The sequence below is a fragment of the Enterococcus sp. AZ194 genome, assembly GCF_051713825.1.
GTDB lineage: Bacteria > Bacillota > Bacilli > Lactobacillales > Enterococcaceae > Enterococcus_K.
Window position 1 is genome coordinate 145,395 of record NZ_JBIOQR010000001.1, and the last position, 19,298, is coordinate 164,692.

Below are 19,298 nucleotides of genomic sequence, written 5' to 3' on the forward strand. Positions count from 1 at the left end.
AGAAGAACAACTAGGAGGACGAAAGATGAAAAAATTTTTATTAGTATCAGCGGCTGTCTTGGGAATGTTAAGTTTAACCGCTTGTGGTAGCTCAGAGGATTCATCTGATAAAGGGAAAACGACATTAGAAGTATTCAATATTAAAACAGAAACCGCAGAGCAGATGGATGCGTTAGTTGAAAAGTATGAGAAGAGTCATCCGGACGTGAAAATCAATATGACAACGGTTGGTGGCGGGACGGATGCAACAGCGGCGATGCAGTCAAAATTTTCTTCCGGTGATGAGCCAGATATTTTCATGCTAGGCGGTCTATCAGATGCACAGACTTGGGAGCATAAACTGTTTGATTTAACAGATACTGACTTAGCCAAAAATGCCATCGAAGGCACGCTAGAAGGAGCGACATTAAATGATAAAGTTCTAGGCGTTCCAATGAATATTGAAGGATATGGTTGGTTAGTTAATAAAGAAATTTTTGAGAAATCTGGGATTGATGTAGAAAGTATTCAGTCGTTTGCTGAGTTTGAAAGCGCGGTCAAAAAAATCGATTCTAAAAAAGACGAGTTAGGGTTAGAAGGAGTCTTTGCTTTTAGTGGTGGAGAAACTTGGGTAACAAGTCAGTTCAGCTCAAACTTTATTGCACCAGAGTTCTCTGATAGTTTGGTAAAAACTTATGGAGCTAAAGAATTGGCGTTTAAATATAACAAACAAATGCAAAGTTATTTAGATTTAGCCGCGAAGTATAACGCAGGGCCACTTGAGTCAATGGATTATAGTACGTCTGTTGAAGAATTATTTGCGGGTGGCAAAACAGCGATTGTTCATCAAGGGAACTGGATTGTTCCGACACTAAATAGCTTAGACGAATCATTTGCTAAAGAAAAATTAGCGATTGTACCTATGTTTGTAGACAATGAAACGGAAGGAAAAATTGTCGCGGGGCCTGCATGGTATTGGGGTGTGAATAAAGATAAGGATCAAAAAGTAATCGACGCTTCTATTGATTTCTTAACCTGGATGTATACAGATAAAGAGGCGATGGACGCAATTATCAATGATTTTGACTTTATCCCAGCCTATACGAACTTTTCTAGTGATGACATCACGGATCCATTGTCTAATAAAATTTATACGTATTTAGCTGACGGGAAAACAGTTCCTTGGGTGCACAATTCTTATCCTGATGGGTTTGGTCAGAATGTTATTGGAGTTCAAGTTCAAGCGTATACAGCAGGGAAAATTCCTTGGAGTGAGTTTGTTGATACAGTAACAACTACTTGGAGTGAAGAACGTAAGTAATTCGTTTTGTAAGAGGTTGGGAAGAAGTGTTTAACTCCGAGAAATGAGAAGGAATTCACAAAAGTTGTTCTTCAATTTTTTGTGAATTTTAGCTTATTACCGCATGAGTTGCTTCTGTGCCACCGTTTATTCGAATAAAAGGAGTTTGGGACATAACTCAAGAAGCTATGTCCCAAAACCTTATGTTTTATTGAGGAGGGGAAAGGTATGTTAACAAACAAATCAAAATCTTTTTGGCTTTTACTACTTCCTGCATTGTTAGGATTAACGCTCGTTTTATTTATTCCGTTATTAATGGGCTCGTATTATTCTTTAACAGACTGGAATGGAAATACGATTGGAGAGTTTGTTGGACTGGATAATTATATTCGAGCGTTTAAAGATCAAGGGTTTATGGATAGTTTAATTTTTACAGCTAAATTTTCTGTCGTTAGTGTTGTATTAATCAATGTGATTGCGTTAATGTTAGCGACTTTAGTTACTCAAAAACTGGGTCGATGGACAACCTTTTTTAGAACAATCTTTTTTATGCCAAACTTAATTGGAGGAATTATTCTAGGATTTATCTGGCAATTTATTTTTAATAAGGCTTTTGAAACAATTGGTGATTTAAGTGGTATAGGATTTTTTAAAGGGTGGTTGAGCACACCAGAAACGGGTTTTTGGGGACTAGTGATCTTGTTTGTATGGCAGATGAGTGGTTATATGATGTTGATTTACGTTTCATTTTTAAACAACATTCCTGAAGAAATATTGGAAGCCGCAGACATGGATGGTGCCTCTCCAATGCAAACCTTTTTGAAAATAAAATTACCGATGTTGATGCCCGCATTTACAGTAACACTGTTTTTAACACTTTCTAATGCGTTTAAAATTTATGATCAAAATTTAGCTTTGACACAAGGTGGGCCGTATAATTCGACTCAAATGACAGCAATGAATATTTACAACGAAGCATTTGCTATGAGAAAAATGGGCTTTGCGCAATCTAAAGCGATTATTTTTCTACTCATTATTGTGGTGATTTCAGTTATCCAAATCTCAATCACTCGTAAAAAGGAGATAAGTGCTTAATGAAAACAAAAAGAAAAAATAAGAAAATAGCATTGATCGCAGTGGGCGTTGTTTTTTCAGCTCTTTGGTTCTATCCATTTTTCTTAATTGTTATTAACTCATTTAAAACAAAAGCCGAAATTTTTCAAAATACATTGAGTTTACCTAAAGGTCTTGGTTTAGAAAATTATACGATGGCATTAGATAAGCTAGACTTTGTCCGAAGTGCGGCAAATTCTTTATTAATTACAGTTGGTTCGTTAGTCTTAATCATCTTTGTTTCGTCTATGGCAGCCTATGCACTTTCGAGAAACACAAGTAAATTGAGTGGGATCATCTATTTTATTATAGCGATTGGTTTACTGATTCCATTTCAAGGAATCATGATTCCTTTAATCTCACTTTTCGGTAAAGTTAGCATGCTGAACCGTCCAGGCCTGATGATTATGTATTTAGGACTGGCAACAAGCATGGCTACTTTTATGTATTATGGCGCGTTACGTGGGATTCCTAAGTCGCTGGATGAAGCAGCAATTATTGATGGAGCGAACACATTTCAAATTTATTGGAAGATTATTTTTCCGTTGTTAAAACCTACGACGGTCACAATCATTGTCTTAAATTCATTATGGTTCTGGAATGATTATTTACTCCCTTCGTTGAGTGTAAACAAGCAGGGAATGTTCACGATACCCCTTAAGATGTTCTATTTCTTTGGTGAATTTAACAAACAATGGCATTTGGCGTTAGCTGCTTTAGTAATAGTTATTTTGCCAATCATTATTTTATTTATTATACTGCAAAAACACGTTGTGAAAGGAATTTCAGATGGGGCAGTCAAATAGGAGGAGCTTATGAGATTTACAGAAGGATACTGGCTAACAAAGGATGGATTTACCTTAAATCATCCTGTAGAATGCCGTGATTATAGAGTTGAGGATAAGGCCTTAGAATTATTTTTACCTTACAAAGTGATTAAACGACGTGGGGATACGTTAAATTTGGGCATGACGACACTTAGATTGGAGTCGCCGCAAAATGATATCATTAAGGTACGTTTGACTCACCATGATGTTGATCAAGGCATGCCGCATTACTCAACTACGTTAAGTTCTGCTGAAGTTGAGATTTCCACAGATAAAGAATATCGGTTTAAATCAGGCGCTCTGGAAGCACGAGTGCCTAAAGAAGGGCCGTTTACAGTAGAATTTTTTGGAAATGAACAGTTAATTACATCATCTAAGCCACGTGCACAAGCTGAAGTCACTGCAGATGATGGGAAACATTATATGCGTGAACAGCTGACGTTAGATCCTTATGAGTTAGTGTATGGAATGGGTGAGCGGTTTACTCCATTTACAAAAAATGGTCAAAGTGTTGATATTTGGAACGAAGATGGCGGAACAGGCAGTGAAAAATCATACAAAAATATTCCTTTCTACATAACAAACAAAGGATATGGCGTATTTGTGAACCATCCTGAAAAGGTTTCATTTGAAGTGGCTTCCGAAAATGTTTCAAGAACACAGTTTAGTGTGGAAGGCGAAATATTAGAGTATTTTATTATCTATGGGCCAACAATGAAAGAAGTACTACAAAAGTATACAGATTTAACAGGGAAACCAGCCTTACCACCAGCATGGTCATTTGGCTTGTGGTTGTCGACTTCTTTTACTACAGACTACAGTGAAAAGACAGTCATGCAGTTTATTGATGAGATGAAAGCGAGACAGATTCCATTTGATGTTTTTCATTTCGACTGTTTTTGGATGAAGGAATTCGAATGGTGTGGGTTTGAATGGGACCAGCAAATGTTTCCAGATCCACAAGGGTTACTTGATCGAATTCATGAAAAAGGTTTGAAGGTTTGTATGTGGATTAATCCGTACATCGGTCAGAAGGCTAAAGTCTTTAAAGAATGTCAGGAGAAAGGTTATTTCATTAAGAGAGAAAATGGTCATGTTTGGCAATGGGACTTATGGCAAGCAGGACAAGGGATTATTGACTTTACGAATCCGGAAGCTAGAGAATGGTATAAGAATCAATTACGAATTTTGTTAGATATGGGTGTGGATTCATTCAAAACAGATTTTGGGGAACGAATCCCAACAGATGCGGTGTATTACGATGGATCTGATCCAAAGAGAATGCATAATTACTATGCGTATTTATATAATGAAGTTGTTTTTGAACTCTTAGAAGAAATTAAAGGGGAAGGCAATGCAGTGGTCTTTGCTCGTTCAGCTTCTGTGGGTTCTCAAAAGTTCCCTGTTCATTGGGGGGGAGATAATCTTTCACAATACCCGTCAATGGCTGAATCATTACGTGGGGGATTATCTTTTGTCCTTTCTGGGTTTGGTTTTTGGAGTCATGATATTGGTGGCTTTGAAGAAAATACAACAGAGGATCTTTATAAACGTTGGACACAATTTGGCTTGCTGTCTACACATAGCCGTTACCATGGAAATATTGAATATCGTGTGCCATGGAATTTTGGAGAAGAGTCTGCATTAGTTACTCAAAAATTCTCTAGATTAAAGAACAAATTGATGCCTTATATTTATAAAGAGGCAGTCCTAACCGCAAGAACGGGTATTCCAATGATGCGTCCATTAGTGATTGAGTTTGAAGAGGATTATACAGTTCATACGCTAGATAAACAATATATGTTTGGCGAAGATTTGCTCGTTGCTCCAATTTTTAATGAGGAGGGACAGGTTTCCTTCTATCTTCCTAAAGGCAAATGGACTAATTATCTGACGAATACAGTTTACGAGGGCGGCAAATGGTACCAAGAGAAACATGATTACTTCTCGTTACCATTACTTGCTCGTCCCAATAGTTTGATTGTCGAAGGGGCTAAAGAGGATACGGCGGCCTATGATTACAGTAACAAACTAACGGTTCATGTATTTGAGCTGACTGAAGAAAAGACAGTGACGGTCTTTGATACAAAAGGGGATACGATAGGTGAAGTAACAGTTAAGCCAGTAGGTGAATCGTATGAGGTTCAGGTTAGGAACCTAAAGAATGTTTCTTTCTTATTCAGAAATAGAACACTTGCAGAGATGCAACGACATGAACTAGGCTCTCTGTATAAAATGTAAATTGATTAAAAACGTTGTGCTAACTGCCAGTTTGGCGGATAGTACAACGTTTTTGGTGATAAAGAGCGTATATATTATTGAAAGGTGGGGTCGAATACAAAATCAGTGAGGGGAATCAACTGTAGACGAAAGACCAAAAGACTTCGGTCTGATGAGGCATTCTTAAGAAGCAAAAGATTGAAAAAATGTAGCTTATAGGCTACAATTTGATTGGAGAAAAGATGGAATTACCGGAATTTGATTGGGGAGATGAATTTAGTGAGTATCTCGAATCGCTCAATAAAGAAGAAAATGAAAAGATGATTTCTACAATAAAGTCAATTGAATATCATGGACTTCAAGAAGCCATCAAGAAAAGATGGGTGAGTAAATTAGCCAATGATTTATATGAAATTCGAGTGCAAAATAAGGGTGTTTTTCTACGTGGCATATACTTTCAAGTAATGAACAATAATTATTGGATAACTCATGGTTTCAAGAAAAAAAAGAATAAGACGCCACAAAAGGAAATAGCCAGAGGGAAAAGTATAAGAAATAAATATAAAGATAGGAAGGGTGACTAATATGAGTAAAGTTGATGAATATATCAAAAATAAATCTTTGGAAGATCCAGAATGGAAAAAAGGGTATGAAGAAGAGTGCAATAAATTAAAGATGTCCGTGATAATGACTAATCTCAGGGAAAGTACAGGATTGAATAAAACACAATTCGCTACCCTTGTTGGGAAATCACGGGCAACAATAGATAAAATAGAAAAAGGACAGATGAATCCTTCCGCTGAATTGATGGATGAAATTGCTTCAAAAGCTGGAAAAAAATTAGTCATTAAAATCGTAGACATTGATGCGAATGAACCTACCTGTATCTGAAGAGGTTGAGGGTGGACATAACTTATAAGGTCATGTCACCCTCACGCTCGTTTTTTTATTTATTTCTTACAACGTCATCTTTTTTTCTAGACAGTAGTCATAAAATTTTTGAACGACGGGTGTTTTTCGTTTATTTTTTTTTGTAGCAAGGTAGATGTAACGAGAAGGAATCTCATCAGTAATTGTTAGTTTTGTGACAGGATAGGCCGAGATTGATGGGATATCTGGCATGATGGCTACCCCATAATCGTAGCCAACAAATCCTAGCATGCTGTGGTCTTCTTCAACTTCACAGGTAATTTGTGGTTGAATCGAGTGGTTGTTTAAAATTTCATCGATATAAGGTCGCAAGCCACTTTGGTTGTTGTAATAGACAAAGGGATACCCGGCTAACTCGTTCAATGAGACGGTATTTTGTGAGTTTTTGGTTAATGGATGTTTGTTGGGGACAATGACAACAATTTTTTGTTCGGTTAAAACATCAAAATGAATTTCAGCATCGTCATCAATTTTTGAGCAGATGGCGATGTCGATGTTGTCGGACTTCAGCTGTTGCAAAATGTCGCTAGAGTTACCTTGGGAAAAACGAAATTGAATGGCTTCATTATTTTTTTCGGCTAAAAATTGTTTGGCCAAATTCGGAGTTAACGAAGAACCCATGGTATAAATGAACCCTAGTTGAATTTGCCCCGTCTCTGGACTCGCAATTTCTTGGAGCATTTGTTTGCCAGAGTAAAGCTGGTTGAGTCCGGGTGATACATAATCATAAAAGATTTTCCCATATCTTGTTAGATAAATGTTTCGTCCTTTTTTTTCAAAAAGCGCAACGCCGAGTTCTTTTTCTAAAACTGAGATGGCGTGGCTTAAGTTTGGTTGGGAGGTATTTAATTGTTCAGCAGTGAGTCGCATATGCTCATTTTCTGCTAATTTTAAGAAATATTCAAGGTGTCGAAAATTCATATTTATCGTCTCCTTCAAAATGATAAATGAATTTTATCATATTGAAATGAAAAAAGCATTGGAATTTCTGAATCGAATCGGGTATCCTTAGTAAAAAAGCTAGATTGTTTGAAAGTAGGTATTAAAGTGAAAAATATCACAAGTTCAAAAAGTAGCGAGCAAAGGAATCGTTATTTTCCTTTACTTAGTAGTCTGTATTTTAATTTTATTTTTCAAGGGATGGCAGCCATTATTTTATCTCAAAATATGGATGCTTTAAAGGAACAATGGCAAGCATCAACGACTCAGGTAACTTTGGTTATGAGTGCGATTGGGTTTGGGCGGATTATCAGCCTGTATTTTTCAGGATACTTTTCTGATAAGTTCGGTCGTAAGAAGACGGTCATGATCGCGATTGCTTCTTATTTTGTTTTTTTTGCAGGAATTCTCTTGAGCCCAAATTATCAAATTGCCGCTATTTTGGCGATGTTTGGTGGGTTTAGTAATGCCTTTTTAGATACGAGTACATATCCGACTTTAGTGGAAGCTTATCCAAGCGAGAAGGATAATAGCTCGCTAAGTGTCTTAAATAAAGCCTTTATCTCATTAGGTCAATTTATTTTACCGTTTTTAACTAGAATTATTATGACAGAGAACCTGTATTACGGATGGCCTTTTATCTTATGTATTGTCTGTCTATTTGCTAATTTACTCTTCTTGCGAAAACAGGCGTTTCCACCGCTAACAACGGTTCCCGTCCATGAAGAAGTAATCACTGAAGAGGCCGGACCAAAAGGAGTCAAATTTAAGATTGATGGGATTGCGTTATTAATCTTTTCTTTTGTTTCTGTGTCTATGTTCAATATTTTTATTTTGTGGATTCCAAAGTTTGGAGAGCAGATGAACATTGTTAGCCAACAAGATAGTCTAATTTTTGTTAGTGTTTTTAGTGTCGGCTCATTTGTCTCTGTGTTTTTGACTTCTATGATTGTCAAAAAAGGCGTCAGCGTAACAGGATTGATGGTTGTTTGTACAGGAGTCACCGCATTATCGTTAATCTATATGATTTTGCAACCGACTTTTGTAGGTCTTGTGATTGCTTCATTATGTGTGGGGATCTTTGCAGCAGGCGGAATCTGGCAATTGGGATTAGCCTTAATTTTAGAATTTTTCCCACAAAGAAAAGGCCGAATTACAAGTCTGTATTCTTTAGCGACTTCTGTGTCGGTAATGATTACGCCTTATATAACTGGAATTATGGCTGAATCGGATATTCGTTTGGTCTTTGTTTATAATGTGTTCTTGACGCTTGTTGGTTTTCTTTCAACCCTTGTGATTGCGGTTCGTTATAAAGCAATGGTTGCGGAGCCAAGCGGGATACGTGTGGATGAGTAAGCCTCATTGGAATCAAGAATGAAGCCTAAGCTTGTTGTGAGAACGAGCTGTATTTAAACTAATTGATAAAGAGTTTTGATAAAAAGGGATAGAGGCGTTTTCCGAGGAAGGCGAAATGCTTCTGTTCCTTTTTTAATGGACTAAGTGCATCCGTGTGACAAAAGAAAGGGGGAGACAGAAGTTGTCGCCTCTGTACCCACCGTTTATTCGGATAAAAAGAGGTTGGGACAGAAGTGTTTAACTCCGAGAAATAAGAAGGAATTCACGGAAATTGCTCTTCAAATTTTTGTGAATTTCAGCTTATTTCCGAAGGAGTTGCTTCTGTATCCACCGTTTATTCGGATAAAGAGAGCCTAGAACATAACTTCAAAAAGTTATGTTCTAGGCTCTCTTTACTCTTATTTGATAGATTCTAGTCGACTGTTCACTAGAACCTTATTGTGCTTCTACGTATTCCACTAAGCCATTGGTGATGTGAACCACAATGCCGTCAGTGACCGTACCGGTGTATTCTTTAACTGCTTGGATGACTGTGGTAGCCATTTGTGTGCCCAGCCCTGGAATCGCTGCGACTAAGACAGCAACTGCGCCGCCTCCTGCCCAAGTGATGGCGTTCATTAACCGATTGCTTAGGTAAACATCAGGAGAGAAGAAGCCACGTTCGAAGCTGATTGCTGTGATATTTTTGACGCCTTCTGGAATGGCTTGAACAACCATTTCAGTTGGCACGACAGGTGTCGTTTCTTGTTCTGCTGCAAACACGGTGACCGGTGTGACTAAGGCAACTCCTAAAACAACTGTACTTAAAGCTACGACGAATTTTCTCATGATTCTCTCCTCCTTCAGTAGAAATAAATAATTATCTCTATATTTATAATATATACCATTTTCGTGAAAAGTCAATAAAATATAAGAAAATAAAAGAAAATATCATGTATACCATTTTTTGTTTAGCGCATTTAGAATGACAGGACGTTTCTTTTTTTATTTAGGTTTCTTGAAAGGATGAGTAGTTATTTTCAGAGTGGATATTCTGATTGATAAATTATATTTATGTTTTATTCGATAAAAAAGTAATAGTTTTTATCAAAATGATAGCTTACACTATAGGTAAATAGATTGTGAAATCATTAATTTGAAGAAAGAAGGAGAATCATGAATAATTATCAAGCGATTTTTGAACCATTGACGATTAGACGTATGACCTTAAAAAATAGAGTGATTATGCCACCAATGGGAACAAATTTTGCCAATATGGATGGCACCTTCAATAAAGAGCATCTCTCTTATTATGAACAAAGAGCAAAGGGGGGGACGGGCCTAATCACCTTGGAAAATGTCTGTTTTGATTATCCAATGGGAACAAACGGCACGTCTCAGCTTAGAATCGATAATGATCAATATATTCCGGGCTTATGGAAATTTAACGAAGTGATGCACTCATATGGAGCGGCAACTTCTGTTCAAATTAACCATGCAGGGGCTTCAGCTTATGGGCTACGTTTAAACGGTGCACAGGCTGTTTCAGCGTCAGATATTCCTAGTAAAACGGGGAATCCAGCGCCAAGACCTTTGACCGAAGAGGAAATTTTTGGAATCGTAGCTCGTTATGGAGAAGCAGCTGCTCGTGCGCAACGTGCAGGTTTTGACTGTGTTGAGATTCATGCAGGGCATTCCTACTTATTGTGTCAATTTTTATCTCCTTTATACAATAACAGAACTGATCAGTTTGGGGGTTCTGCAGAAAATCGAGCACGCTTCACGACGCTTGTAGTAGAGGCTGTTCGTAAGGCAGTCGGCCCATTTTTCCCTATTTCATTACGATTTAGTGCAGATGAATTATTGGCTGGTGGGAATACATTAGAAGATACCATCGACATTTTGAAGTATTTTGCTGAGGAAGTTGATATTTTAAATGTTTCTGCAGCATTGAATGATAACCTGCAATATCAAATTGATAAAATGAACCTTGAAGATGGCTGGCGTTCTTATATGGCAAAAGCAGTCAAAGAAAAATATCCAGATAAAGTGATTGTGACCTCTGGGAATATTCGTAGCCCGAAAAAAGCTGCTGAGATTTTAGAGAATGGTCATGCGGATTTATTGGCAATGGGACGTGGTTTGATTGCCGAACCAAACTGGGTAAACAAGGTAGAAAATAATCAAGAGCATTTGCTGAGAAAATGTATCTCTTGTAATATTGGTTGTGCGGATCATCGAATTAACAAATCCCGACCAATCCGTTGTACAGTGAATCCAGATCTTTATTATGAGGAAGAGTATAAAAAGACGCCAGTCAAACAACCACTAAAAATGGTGGTTATTGGTGGCGGAACGGCAGGGCTTGAAGCTGCCGCTACTGCAGCTGAGGTTGGCGTAACCGTTGATTTATATGAACAAAAATCCTATTTAGGTGGGTTGGGACAAGAGATTTCTCGATTGCCTGATAAAAATAGAATTAATGATTTTATTACGTATTTGGAGAATCGTTGTGCGGAGCTGGATAATTTAACGATCCATTTGAATCATTCATTTTCAATGGCTGATTTGGCGGGTAAGAAAGTAGATATCATCGTTAACGCGAGTGGTGCGAAGCCTTTATTACCACCAATTAGTGGCCTACATGATGTGTTAGCTGAAAAGGATCGTAAAGTCTTTTCCATTTTTGATGTTTTGTTGAATATGGAAAAATTTAATGAGTTTGAAGGAAAAGAAGTCGTCGTGATTGGCGGTGGCGCAGTGGGCTTAGATATGGTTGAATATTATGCAGAACGTGGCGCTAAGTCCGTGAGCATTGTCGAAATGCAGCCAGAGCTAGGTAAGGATTTGGACTTAATTACGAAGTTAAGTATGATGGAAATCGTTAAAGAATATGGCGTTCACAGTTATACGTCGACTAAACTGATGGAAGTTCATTCTGATTATTTCAAAGTAGAATTGCCAAGTGGTGAAACAAAAGAGTTACCTTTTGATTTAGGATTTGTTTGTCTTGGAATGAAGGCTGATGCGCCACTTCTAGATGAATTGAGAAGTTATGCACGAATGAATGATGCGGCACTAGTAAATATTGGCGATAGTAAAGTAGCCCGTCGAATCATCGAAGGAACCAAAGAAGCACGTGATATTTTAACAACGATTGAAAAAGTGGATTATGAGCGAACACAAAAAATAGCTTTTTCAACAGTAAAAGAAGCATAAGTTAGGCAATCGGGACTGCAGAGAAGCCTGAGAGAGGGGAAATCTCCCTTTCTCAGTGGATGGATTTAAAAAATACGCAAGACCTGAAGGAACGTGTTGTATCCTTCATAAGTGTCAGAGATTTTTTCCATTTTCTCAGTCCCATAAAAATAAATCTAAAAGTGAGGAACTGAGCATGACAGAAAGATTAGACGGACATACATTATTAATTGGGCTGATTGCAACACCAATCAGACATAGTTTATCACCAACAATGCACAACGAAGCATTTGCCAAACTAGGAATGGACTACGCTTATTTAGCTTTTGAAGTAGGAAATGAAGAGTTAGAGGATGCAGTCAAAGGAATTCGCGCGTTAGGCATTCGTGGTTCAAATGTTTCTATGCCAAACAAACAAGCGGTGATTCCTCATTTGGACGAGTTGTCTCCGGCAGCTGAATTAGCTGGGGCAGTGAATACAGTTGTCAATAAGGATGGAAAAGGACATTTAGTTGGTCATATCACAGATGGGACAGGTGCGATGCGTTCTTTACGTGAAGAAGGCGTAGAGGTCAAGGGTCAAATCGTGACAATGACAGGAGCTGGTGGTGCTGGGACGGCGATTGCGATTCAAGCTGCACTAGATGGCGTGAAGGAATTACGAATTTTCAATATTGAAGATGCGGCTTTTGAAACAGCGAAAGAAACAATGAAAAAAATCAATGAAAAAACAGAGTGTAAAGCGACAGTCACTTCATTAAATGATCAAGAAGCTTTCAAAAAATCAATTGCTGAAAGTAGCATTTACATTGATGCAACAGGCGTTGGTATGAAACCTTTAGAAAAGGAAAGCTTGATTAATGATCCAGAAGTGATTCATGATGAGTTAGTCGTTTTCGATGTGGTCTATATTCCAAAAGAAACAAAATTATTAAAATTTGCCAAAGAAAATGGCGCAAAGAAAACAATTAATGGGTTAGGCATGATGCTGTATCAAGGAGCCGAAGCGTTTAACTTATTCACAGGAGAAGATATGCCTGTAGACTACATTAAAGAGTTACTATTTAAAGACTAAGGGGATAGAAAATGAAAAACAAATATATGCCAACAGCGATAGGGCTGTACATTAATTATATTGTTCATGGGATGGGTGTTATTATTATTTCTCAAAATCAGAATGCTCTGATGGATCAATGGGATACAGATTTGATGGGGATTGCTAAGGTAATCTCAATGCTTGGAATCGGGCGTTTGATTGCGATTATGATTTCTGGACGTTTGTCTGATAAGTTTGGTAGAAAACCATTCATTTATTTAGGAATGGTGACCTATATCGCGTACTTCTTTGGGATTTTGTTTAGCCCAAGCGTAGGATTAGCGATGGTTTTTGCTGTAATTGCTGGGATTTCGAATTCATTTTTAGATTCAGGAACGTATCCTGCGTTGATGGAGTCATTTCCTAAAACAGCCGGGACAGCGAATGTTTTAATTAAAGCCTTTGTTCAAATCGGACAATTCGCTTTACCATTGATTATCAAATTCTTGGTCTCTTCAGGCTTGTGGTTTGGTTGGTCATTTATTATTGCCTCTATTGTTTTAGTGTTAAACAGCCTTTATTTATGGAAACGTTCATTCCCTGATCAAGATGAAAAAGAATCAGAGGAAAGTGGTGTAGAACAAGCACCAACAACACAATTTAAATCAAAACCGAAAATGGGAATTGAAGGGGTCGCCTTTGTCATTTATGGATTTATTTCACAAGCAACCTTCTACTTGATTAGCCAATTTATTGGGACATACGGTGAGAAGGCGGCAGGAATGGCAGCAGCCGATGCAGGCGTCTTAGTTTCTTATTATTCAATCGGTTCATTATTGTGCGTGGCGTTTACAGCAATTGTTGCAGCGAAAATTCGTCCAATTTATCTAGTGTTAGTATATACTTTGGTTTCATTTGCAACTATTTTAGTGATGTGGTTATTCCCAACCCCTCTTGTTTGTACTGTTGGAGCAGCGTTAGTCGGCTTCTTTGCAGCGGGTGGCGTGATGCAATTAGGGTTAACCGTTATGGGCGAAATGTTCCCTGCTGGTAAAGGGACGATTACAGGGATTTTCTATACCTTTGGAAGTATCGCTTCATTCGTTATTCCTGTAGCAGCAGCTCAAATTGCGAAAAGTAGTGTTCGTAACATCATGTTATTTGATACAATTATCGCAGGAATCGGTTTTGTTTTAGCGGTGGTAGTCTTCATTCGTTACCGTCAAACAGTGGATACAAGTCAATCGTAAAAATTGTCTCACCGGTGATATAACAGTTATTTGCGTTAAAGAATCGTTATAGTTAGAATCAATAATAGAAGAATTTTAGATAGAAAGAGGGCGTACAACAAGATGAAAACAGTTAAAGTTGCTGATGTGGTTATTGGTGAAGGATTACCGAAAATCATTGTTCCTTTAGTAGAACGACAAGAAACGGCTATTTTAAAAGAAGCAGAAAAATTAGCTCAGTTAGATTGTGACATTATTGAATGGCGAATTGATTTCTTTGAAGAAGTGACCGATGGAAAAAAAGTTGCTGAGCTTTCTAAAAAGTTGAGTGCTTGTTTAAATAAACCATTATTGATTACCTTCCGTACGAAAAAAGAAGGCGGAGAGCTGGAATTGCCAGATGCTCAATATTTTGCTATCTATGAAGAGGTTGTTGCTTCTGGAAAAGCTGACTTGATTGATGTTGAGTTATTTATGCCTGCAGAAGAATCCGCTCAATTAATGAAAAAAGCACAGAACAAAGGAGTTAAAATTGTGATGTGTAATCACGATTTTCATGCCACTCCTGAACAAACGGAAATTGTCAGTCGTTTACGAATGATGCAAGAAAAAGGGGCAGATATTTGTAAGATTGCCGTCATGCCTCAAACGCCTGCTGACGTGTTAACACTTCTTGCGGCTACAGAAGAAATGAAGCGTGACTATGCAGATCGACCATTGATTACGATGTCTATGGGTGCGTTAGGAATGGTCAGCCGTGTCTCTGGAGAAACATTTGGCTCAGCTGCAACATTCGGTGCTGCAGGCCAAGCTTCTGCACCAGGTCAGGTTCCTGTAGGAGAATTACGAACAATTCTAGATGTTTTGAAACACGGATAAAAAAATACGCAAAAAGAAATTGCTTAGGTTTTGTACGAAAGTGCAGAATGTGAGCAATTTTTTTCTTTTTGAGTAAGTAGCAGTTTCCTCATGAAGTCCGCGTTATTATGGGAGATTTTAGCCACGAGGGGCACAGGTTCTACTTATTTTTAATTTCTTTTGAAATACATGTTGACTTAAGTTTGAGAATCAGTTATTATAAATTTGACCGAAAGAGTATTTCTAGTCATAAACATAAAAATAAAAAGGAGAATGCAACATGGCTTTTTCAGAAATAGAAAAAAAGAACATTAGAGAACGTTTGTTGGCAAATTGTGAAGAAAGCTGGTCGACTTTTGGTTATAAGAAAACAAGTGTCGATGAGTTATGTCAGAAAGCAGGAATATCAAAAGGATCTTTTTATTTGTTTTTTGATTCAAAAGAAGATTTGTTCTGCCAGGTGATGATTGAGGTACAAGAGCGACTGATTGCTATTGCCAAAAGGACATTGACCAAAACACCTACAAAACATGAATTGGCAGAGACCTTGAAGTTAGTATTTAGAGAATATAGCAGCGTGCCATTTTTAACAGAAACGCAGTCGCCAGATTTTGTGATGTTTATTAACCGGTTGTCACCAGAGAAGTTAGAAGAACTTGAAGAGCACGGTAGTTACGATATCCAAGACATTATTCGTGAGTCGGGCCTAACTTATCGGATAGAGGAGCAAAAAGGCTTATCTGCATTGGCTCTAATTTTCCGACCAATGAATGCCAATCAACAGCTCCCATGGGATTATTTAGAGGTCTTTGATTTCACCCTAGATACATTAATAGAAAAAATATTTGAATAAGAGGTGTCCAAAATGGAATTTGTTATAAAAGCAGAGAATATTAGTAAAGAGTTCAAAGGAAAAGTAATTTTAAAAAATATCAATATGACGATTGAAAAAGGTCAGATTTATGGATTGCTCGGTGCAAATGGTGCTGGCAAAACTACTTTAATGAAGATGATGTTAAACCTTCTAAAACCAACTACTGGCAATTTGACGATACTAGGAAGTGAAACCCAAGGCACAGACATGCGTTATCTTGCTAAGGTTGGAAGTTTGATTGAGACGCCAGTCTTTTATCCTAACATGACGGTTAAGCAAAACTTGGAGATTCACTGTGAGTATATCGGTGAAAAATATAAAGCAGCTATTTCTGAGACGTTAGAATTAGTAGGGCTAAAAGAGATTGAAGACTATCAAATAAAAGAATTATCTTTAGGTATGAAACAACGTCTGGCGATTGGCAGAGCCTTATTGTGTCAACCAGAGCTGCTAATTTTGGATGAGCCGATTAACGGAATTGATCCAGAAGGTATTGCAGATATTCGAAATCTACTACTGACAATTAATCAACAGCTACATGTAACGATGATTATCAGCAGTCATATTATCAATGAAATTGAAAAGATTGCTGATACAGTTGGAATTATCAGTGAAGGAGAGCTATTAGAAGAGTTAGACAAGACAGAATTTCAACAAACCTCATTTGACTTGGAAGCTCATTTTATTGAAATTTTACATAAACGAAAAGTCTCTTAAAAGGGAATGATTATCATAGATGAAGAAGAGTAGGGAGAATAGAAAATGGAAATGAAAAAATTAATTCAAATTGAGATGCAAAAAATGAACATAAAAAGTTATGTAAAATATGCAGTAATTGCGAATGTGGCGATTGTTTTGTTGGTTTTTCTAACGACAGTTTTGTCACAACTGACAGTAGGTGAGATGCCGTCTATTGCAACAACAACGGTGATTGATTCATTGGTGAAAGCGACATTTTTAGTCTGGGAAGCAGTATTAATTGCTAACTTGGTGATTGAAGAGTACAGAAGTAAAACGATTTTATTATTATTTTCGTATCCAGTGGAGAGAAAAAAGGTGATTCTAAGTAAGCTTGTCGTTATCACAGGTGTGGTGTTTCTTTCTATGATTGTTTCACAGCTTATTCAAAACAGTCTATTTTTCACCTTGAGTCAACTGGTTCCTTTCGTTGAGTATCATTTATCATTGGGAGAAATTGCCGCCATTTTGTTAACTACAGTGACGTCAATTTTTCTAGGCATGCTTCCTATGTATGTAGGGATGTTTAATAAATCAACGGTTGCAACAGTCGTCAGCTCCATCCTAATTGTTGCTTTAACGGTGAGTTCAGGTGGACAAGATGGTTCAGGTCTTATTACTATGGTTCCTGTCTCAGTAACTTTAGGTATTTTAGGTGCAGGCTGTGCAGGATTGACAATAAAAAAAATGTTATCAGAAGATATCATACTATAAAAAAACAAATAAAATAATAAAACTATTGGAGGAATTTACAAATGAACACACAAATGATTTCAGGATTAAGCCCAGAATTACAAATGATTGGTACAGTTTTAAGTCTTATCTTTTCAGTTCTATTGATTGTTGCTGGTCTGTATTTCAAGAAAAAAAATAAAAACTGGTGGTCGGCTTCTGTACTATTAGGTGTTGTCTCAATCATCGTAAATGCTTTTCAGTTAATGAGTTAAAAAACAATGATCCATTCATACGGAGTTACAATACATAGAAGAAAGAACGGGGAAACCGAAAAATCCTCGTTCTTTTTTGCTAGGGGGTGAACTAAAATGAGCATAAAGAAAAGTTTTGTTATAACCTGTCCAAATTAATAATATGAATACTATTTCTTTTAAAAAAGAGTGGAAACTTAAAACAACTCCGAGAAAATAAGTCGAAGTTCTCACCAATTTAAGAAATTAATGCCGTAAGTTCCTCTTCTTCTTGGAGCTAAGTCGTTCTGTCATCCCTTTTCCTAACTAGCCAAATTAATAAGTGTCACTACTTTCATCATAATAATGGATGATAGTTCCTCGATAAACCTTTTTACCTTCACCGTTTTTCTTAAGTAAGTTATGTTTATTCATCTTTTCAAATGTCGGATATTCAAGAACGGTTCCATCGTCTAATTGCAATTCTTTAATATATTCCATATCAACACCTAAAATAGTTTTTTCTTTATCATACACAATATCTGAAACACCATACAAAGTTATTTTATACGATTCATCTTCTTTTTTTCGTTGATAATCATCATAGAAAGTTTTCCCGCCAATAAGAACAGTTACTACGATTGACAATAAAAGACAAAAAGCTAAAAATTTCTTAGTGTGTTTTTCCACCATTTCCTCTTTCCTCCTTTGATCATTGAATGATAGAACTTTTTCCTTCTCTAACTCATCAAGCAAAATTTCAGAGGTTAGTAATGTCTGGTTCTCTTCATCAAGAATATCAACTACACTCATATCATAGGCATCGGCCAATAAAATTAAGGTATAAATATCCGGTAATGAATTATTGTTTTCCCATTTGGATATTGATTGCCTTGAAAGGTGTAACTTTTCTCCAAGTTCTTTTTGAGTCCATCCTTTTTCATTCCTTAAAGCTCGTAACCTACTACCCAACTTCATTATATTCACCACGCTTTCTATTGTTATATTTATACCACTTTAACCAAACATATACGTGCTACTATTGGTTGCGCGAGTGTTTTATTTCAAAAATACTCTTCTCAACCAATAAATACTTTGCTACCTTTAAAAATTTTTCTAAAACCATTTGCCTTTCTTTTTCAGTCGAAGACACATATTATAAAAGCGCACAGAAGTGACTTGGTGGTATACTTGGCATATTAAGGTAGGGTTCTATTGGTTACTACTGATTGAGAGGATGAGCTGAAGTCAATTTTTTTTGAGAGAAGAGCAACGGTTGGAAAGAAGAGCGTATAAAAATGAGAAAGTTCTTGCAAAAATTTTCGAGTATTCTGTTAATTTTCGTGGCAATCTTACTGTTTATCGCAGCATTTAGCGAATGGCAAGACCAACGAGCATTTGTAACTGGTGAGAAAAAAAAACGGTGGCAACGATTAGGGTGGATGAAAACCTACCGTTTTGCTGAGAACTCTTATCCAGTTGTAGCAAAGGATTCCTCTTGGAAAGATGGGGATGAGATTCCTATTTTTTTTCTGAAGAGTCGGCCATATATGGTGGCAGAGAATCCTTATGTCTACCATTCTGATGCAACGATTCAGTCGTCCCTTGTCGGTGGGCTGTTTTTTCTGTTGTTTGCGATAGGAAGTATACAGTTACAACGCTGGAGAAATCGACGCACCTAGTTAAGGAGCGGAGAATTTGTTTAGTTGGCAGAAGAAGGTTTGGCGTATCTTAGAAGCTTGTATATCGGGTGAAAAAAAGAGGTTGAGACAGAAGTGTTTAACTCCGAGAAATAAGAAGGAATTCACGGAAATTGC

The 19,298-nt window shown here is 37.2% G+C and carries 19 protein-coding genes; 16 read left to right on the top strand and 3 right to left on the bottom strand.

What is annotated here, in order from left to right; all coding sequences use genetic code 11:
* Positions 1 to 25 precede the first annotated feature (25 nt).
* From IGI37_RS00855 to IGI37_RS00880, 6 genes are all read left to right on the top strand, one after another.
* Complete coding sequence (locus IGI37_RS00855) at positions 26 to 1,300, top strand: ABC transporter substrate-binding protein (protein ID WP_438759519.1); 1,275 nt, start codon at positions 26 to 28, stop codon at positions 1,298 to 1,300.
* 207 nt (positions 1,301 to 1,507) lie between these two features.
* On the top strand, positions 1,508 to 2,374 hold the full coding sequence (locus IGI37_RS00860; protein ID WP_438759520.1) for a carbohydrate ABC transporter permease: 867 nt from the start codon (positions 1,508 to 1,510) through the stop codon (positions 2,372 to 2,374).
* Positions 2,374 to 3,198, top strand: coding sequence for a carbohydrate ABC transporter permease (locus tag IGI37_RS00865; RefSeq protein WP_438759521.1), 825 nt, complete (start codon positions 2,374 to 2,376; stop codon positions 3,196 to 3,198). The genes IGI37_RS00860 and IGI37_RS00865 overlap by 1 nt, the downstream gene beginning before the upstream one ends.
* 9 nt (positions 3,199 to 3,207) lie before the next feature.
* Positions 3,208 to 5,460, top strand: coding sequence for an alpha-xylosidase (gene yicI, locus IGI37_RS00870; protein ID WP_438759523.1), 2,253 nt, complete (start codon positions 3,208 to 3,210; stop codon positions 5,458 to 5,460).
* Between the two features lie 221 nt (positions 5,461 to 5,681).
* Complete coding sequence (locus IGI37_RS00875; RefSeq protein WP_438759524.1) at positions 5,682 to 6,023, top strand: type II toxin-antitoxin system RelE/ParE family toxin; 342 nt, start codon at positions 5,682 to 5,684, stop codon at positions 6,021 to 6,023.
* A 1-nt stretch (position 6,024) separates the two neighbouring features.
* Entirely contained in the window at positions 6,025 to 6,330 is a 306-nt protein-coding gene (locus tag IGI37_RS00880; RefSeq protein WP_438759526.1) for a helix-turn-helix transcriptional regulator, read from the top strand.
* 66 nt (positions 6,331 to 6,396) lie between these two features.
* Here IGI37_RS00880 and IGI37_RS00885 read toward each other — a convergent pair whose 3' ends face one another.
* Positions 6,397 to 7,290, bottom strand: a complete 894-nt coding sequence (locus IGI37_RS00885; protein WP_438759527.1) for a LysR family transcriptional regulator — start codon at positions 7,288 to 7,290, stop codon at positions 6,397 to 6,399.
* 126 nt (positions 7,291 to 7,416) lie between these two features.
* Here IGI37_RS00885 and IGI37_RS00890 point away from each other — a divergent pair, with 126 nt between their 5' ends.
* Positions 7,417 to 8,664, top strand: coding sequence for an MFS transporter (locus tag IGI37_RS00890; protein WP_438759528.1), 1,248 nt, complete (start codon positions 7,417 to 7,419; stop codon positions 8,662 to 8,664).
* A gap of 435 nt (positions 8,665 to 9,099) precedes the next feature.
* Here IGI37_RS00890 and IGI37_RS00895 read toward each other — a convergent pair whose 3' ends face one another.
* On the bottom strand, positions 9,100 to 9,492 hold the full coding sequence (locus tag IGI37_RS00895; protein ID WP_438759529.1) for a hypothetical protein: 393 nt from the start codon (positions 9,490 to 9,492) through the stop codon (positions 9,100 to 9,102).
* A gap of 327 nt (positions 9,493 to 9,819) precedes the next feature.
* Here IGI37_RS00895 and IGI37_RS00900 point away from each other — a divergent pair, with 327 nt between their 5' ends.
* From IGI37_RS00900 to IGI37_RS00935, 8 genes are all read left to right on the top strand, one after another.
* On the top strand, positions 9,820 to 11,862 hold the full coding sequence (locus IGI37_RS00900) for an FAD-dependent oxidoreductase (protein ID WP_438759530.1): 2,043 nt from the start codon (positions 9,820 to 9,822) through the stop codon (positions 11,860 to 11,862).
* A gap of 175 nt (positions 11,863 to 12,037) precedes the next feature.
* Entirely contained in the window at positions 12,038 to 12,916 is an 879-nt protein-coding gene (locus IGI37_RS00905; RefSeq protein ID WP_438759531.1) for a shikimate dehydrogenase, read from the top strand.
* A gap of 11 nt (positions 12,917 to 12,927) precedes the next feature.
* The gene (locus tag IGI37_RS00910) at positions 12,928 to 14,127 is read left to right on the top strand and encodes an MFS transporter (protein ID WP_438759532.1); all 1,200 of its coding nucleotides are present in this window, start codon (positions 12,928 to 12,930) and stop codon (positions 14,125 to 14,127) included.
* 102 nt (positions 14,128 to 14,229) lie between these two features.
* Positions 14,230 to 14,985 carry a type I 3-dehydroquinate dehydratase gene (gene aroD, locus IGI37_RS00915; RefSeq protein ID WP_438759533.1) on the top strand — a complete coding sequence of 252 codons (756 nt, stop codon included), beginning with the start codon at positions 14,230 to 14,232 and terminating at the stop codon, positions 14,983 to 14,985.
* 259 nt (positions 14,986 to 15,244) lie between these two features.
* Positions 15,245 to 15,817: a TetR/AcrR family transcriptional regulator gene (locus IGI37_RS00920; protein WP_438759534.1), complete on the top strand. Its 573-nt coding sequence runs from the start codon at positions 15,245 to 15,247 to the stop codon at positions 15,815 to 15,817.
* A 12-nt stretch (positions 15,818 to 15,829) separates the two neighbouring features.
* A complete protein-coding gene (locus IGI37_RS00925; protein ID WP_438759535.1) occupies positions 15,830 to 16,555 on the top strand; it encodes an ABC transporter ATP-binding protein in 726 nt (241 codons plus the stop codon).
* 45 nt (positions 16,556 to 16,600) lie between these two features.
* Entirely contained in the window at positions 16,601 to 17,290 is a 690-nt protein-coding gene (locus IGI37_RS00930; protein ID WP_438759536.1) for an ABC transporter permease, read from the top strand.
* 41 nt (positions 17,291 to 17,331) lie between these two features.
* Positions 17,332 to 17,523 carry a hypothetical protein gene (locus IGI37_RS00935; protein WP_438759537.1) on the top strand — a complete coding sequence of 64 codons (192 nt, stop codon included), beginning with the start codon at positions 17,332 to 17,334 and terminating at the stop codon, positions 17,521 to 17,523.
* A 294-nt stretch (positions 17,524 to 17,817) separates the two neighbouring features.
* Here the strand turns inward: IGI37_RS00935 and IGI37_RS00940 are convergent, their stop codons facing one another.
* Complete coding sequence (locus IGI37_RS00940) at positions 17,818 to 18,459, bottom strand: helix-turn-helix domain-containing protein (RefSeq protein ID WP_438759538.1); 642 nt, start codon at positions 18,457 to 18,459, stop codon at positions 17,818 to 17,820.
* A gap of 320 nt (positions 18,460 to 18,779) precedes the next feature.
* Here IGI37_RS00940 and IGI37_RS00945 point away from each other — a divergent pair, with 320 nt between their 5' ends.
* A complete protein-coding gene (locus IGI37_RS00945) occupies positions 18,780 to 19,163 on the top strand; it encodes a hypothetical protein (RefSeq protein ID WP_438759539.1) in 384 nt (127 codons plus the stop codon).
* The last annotated feature ends 135 nt before the right edge of the window (positions 19,164 to 19,298 follow it).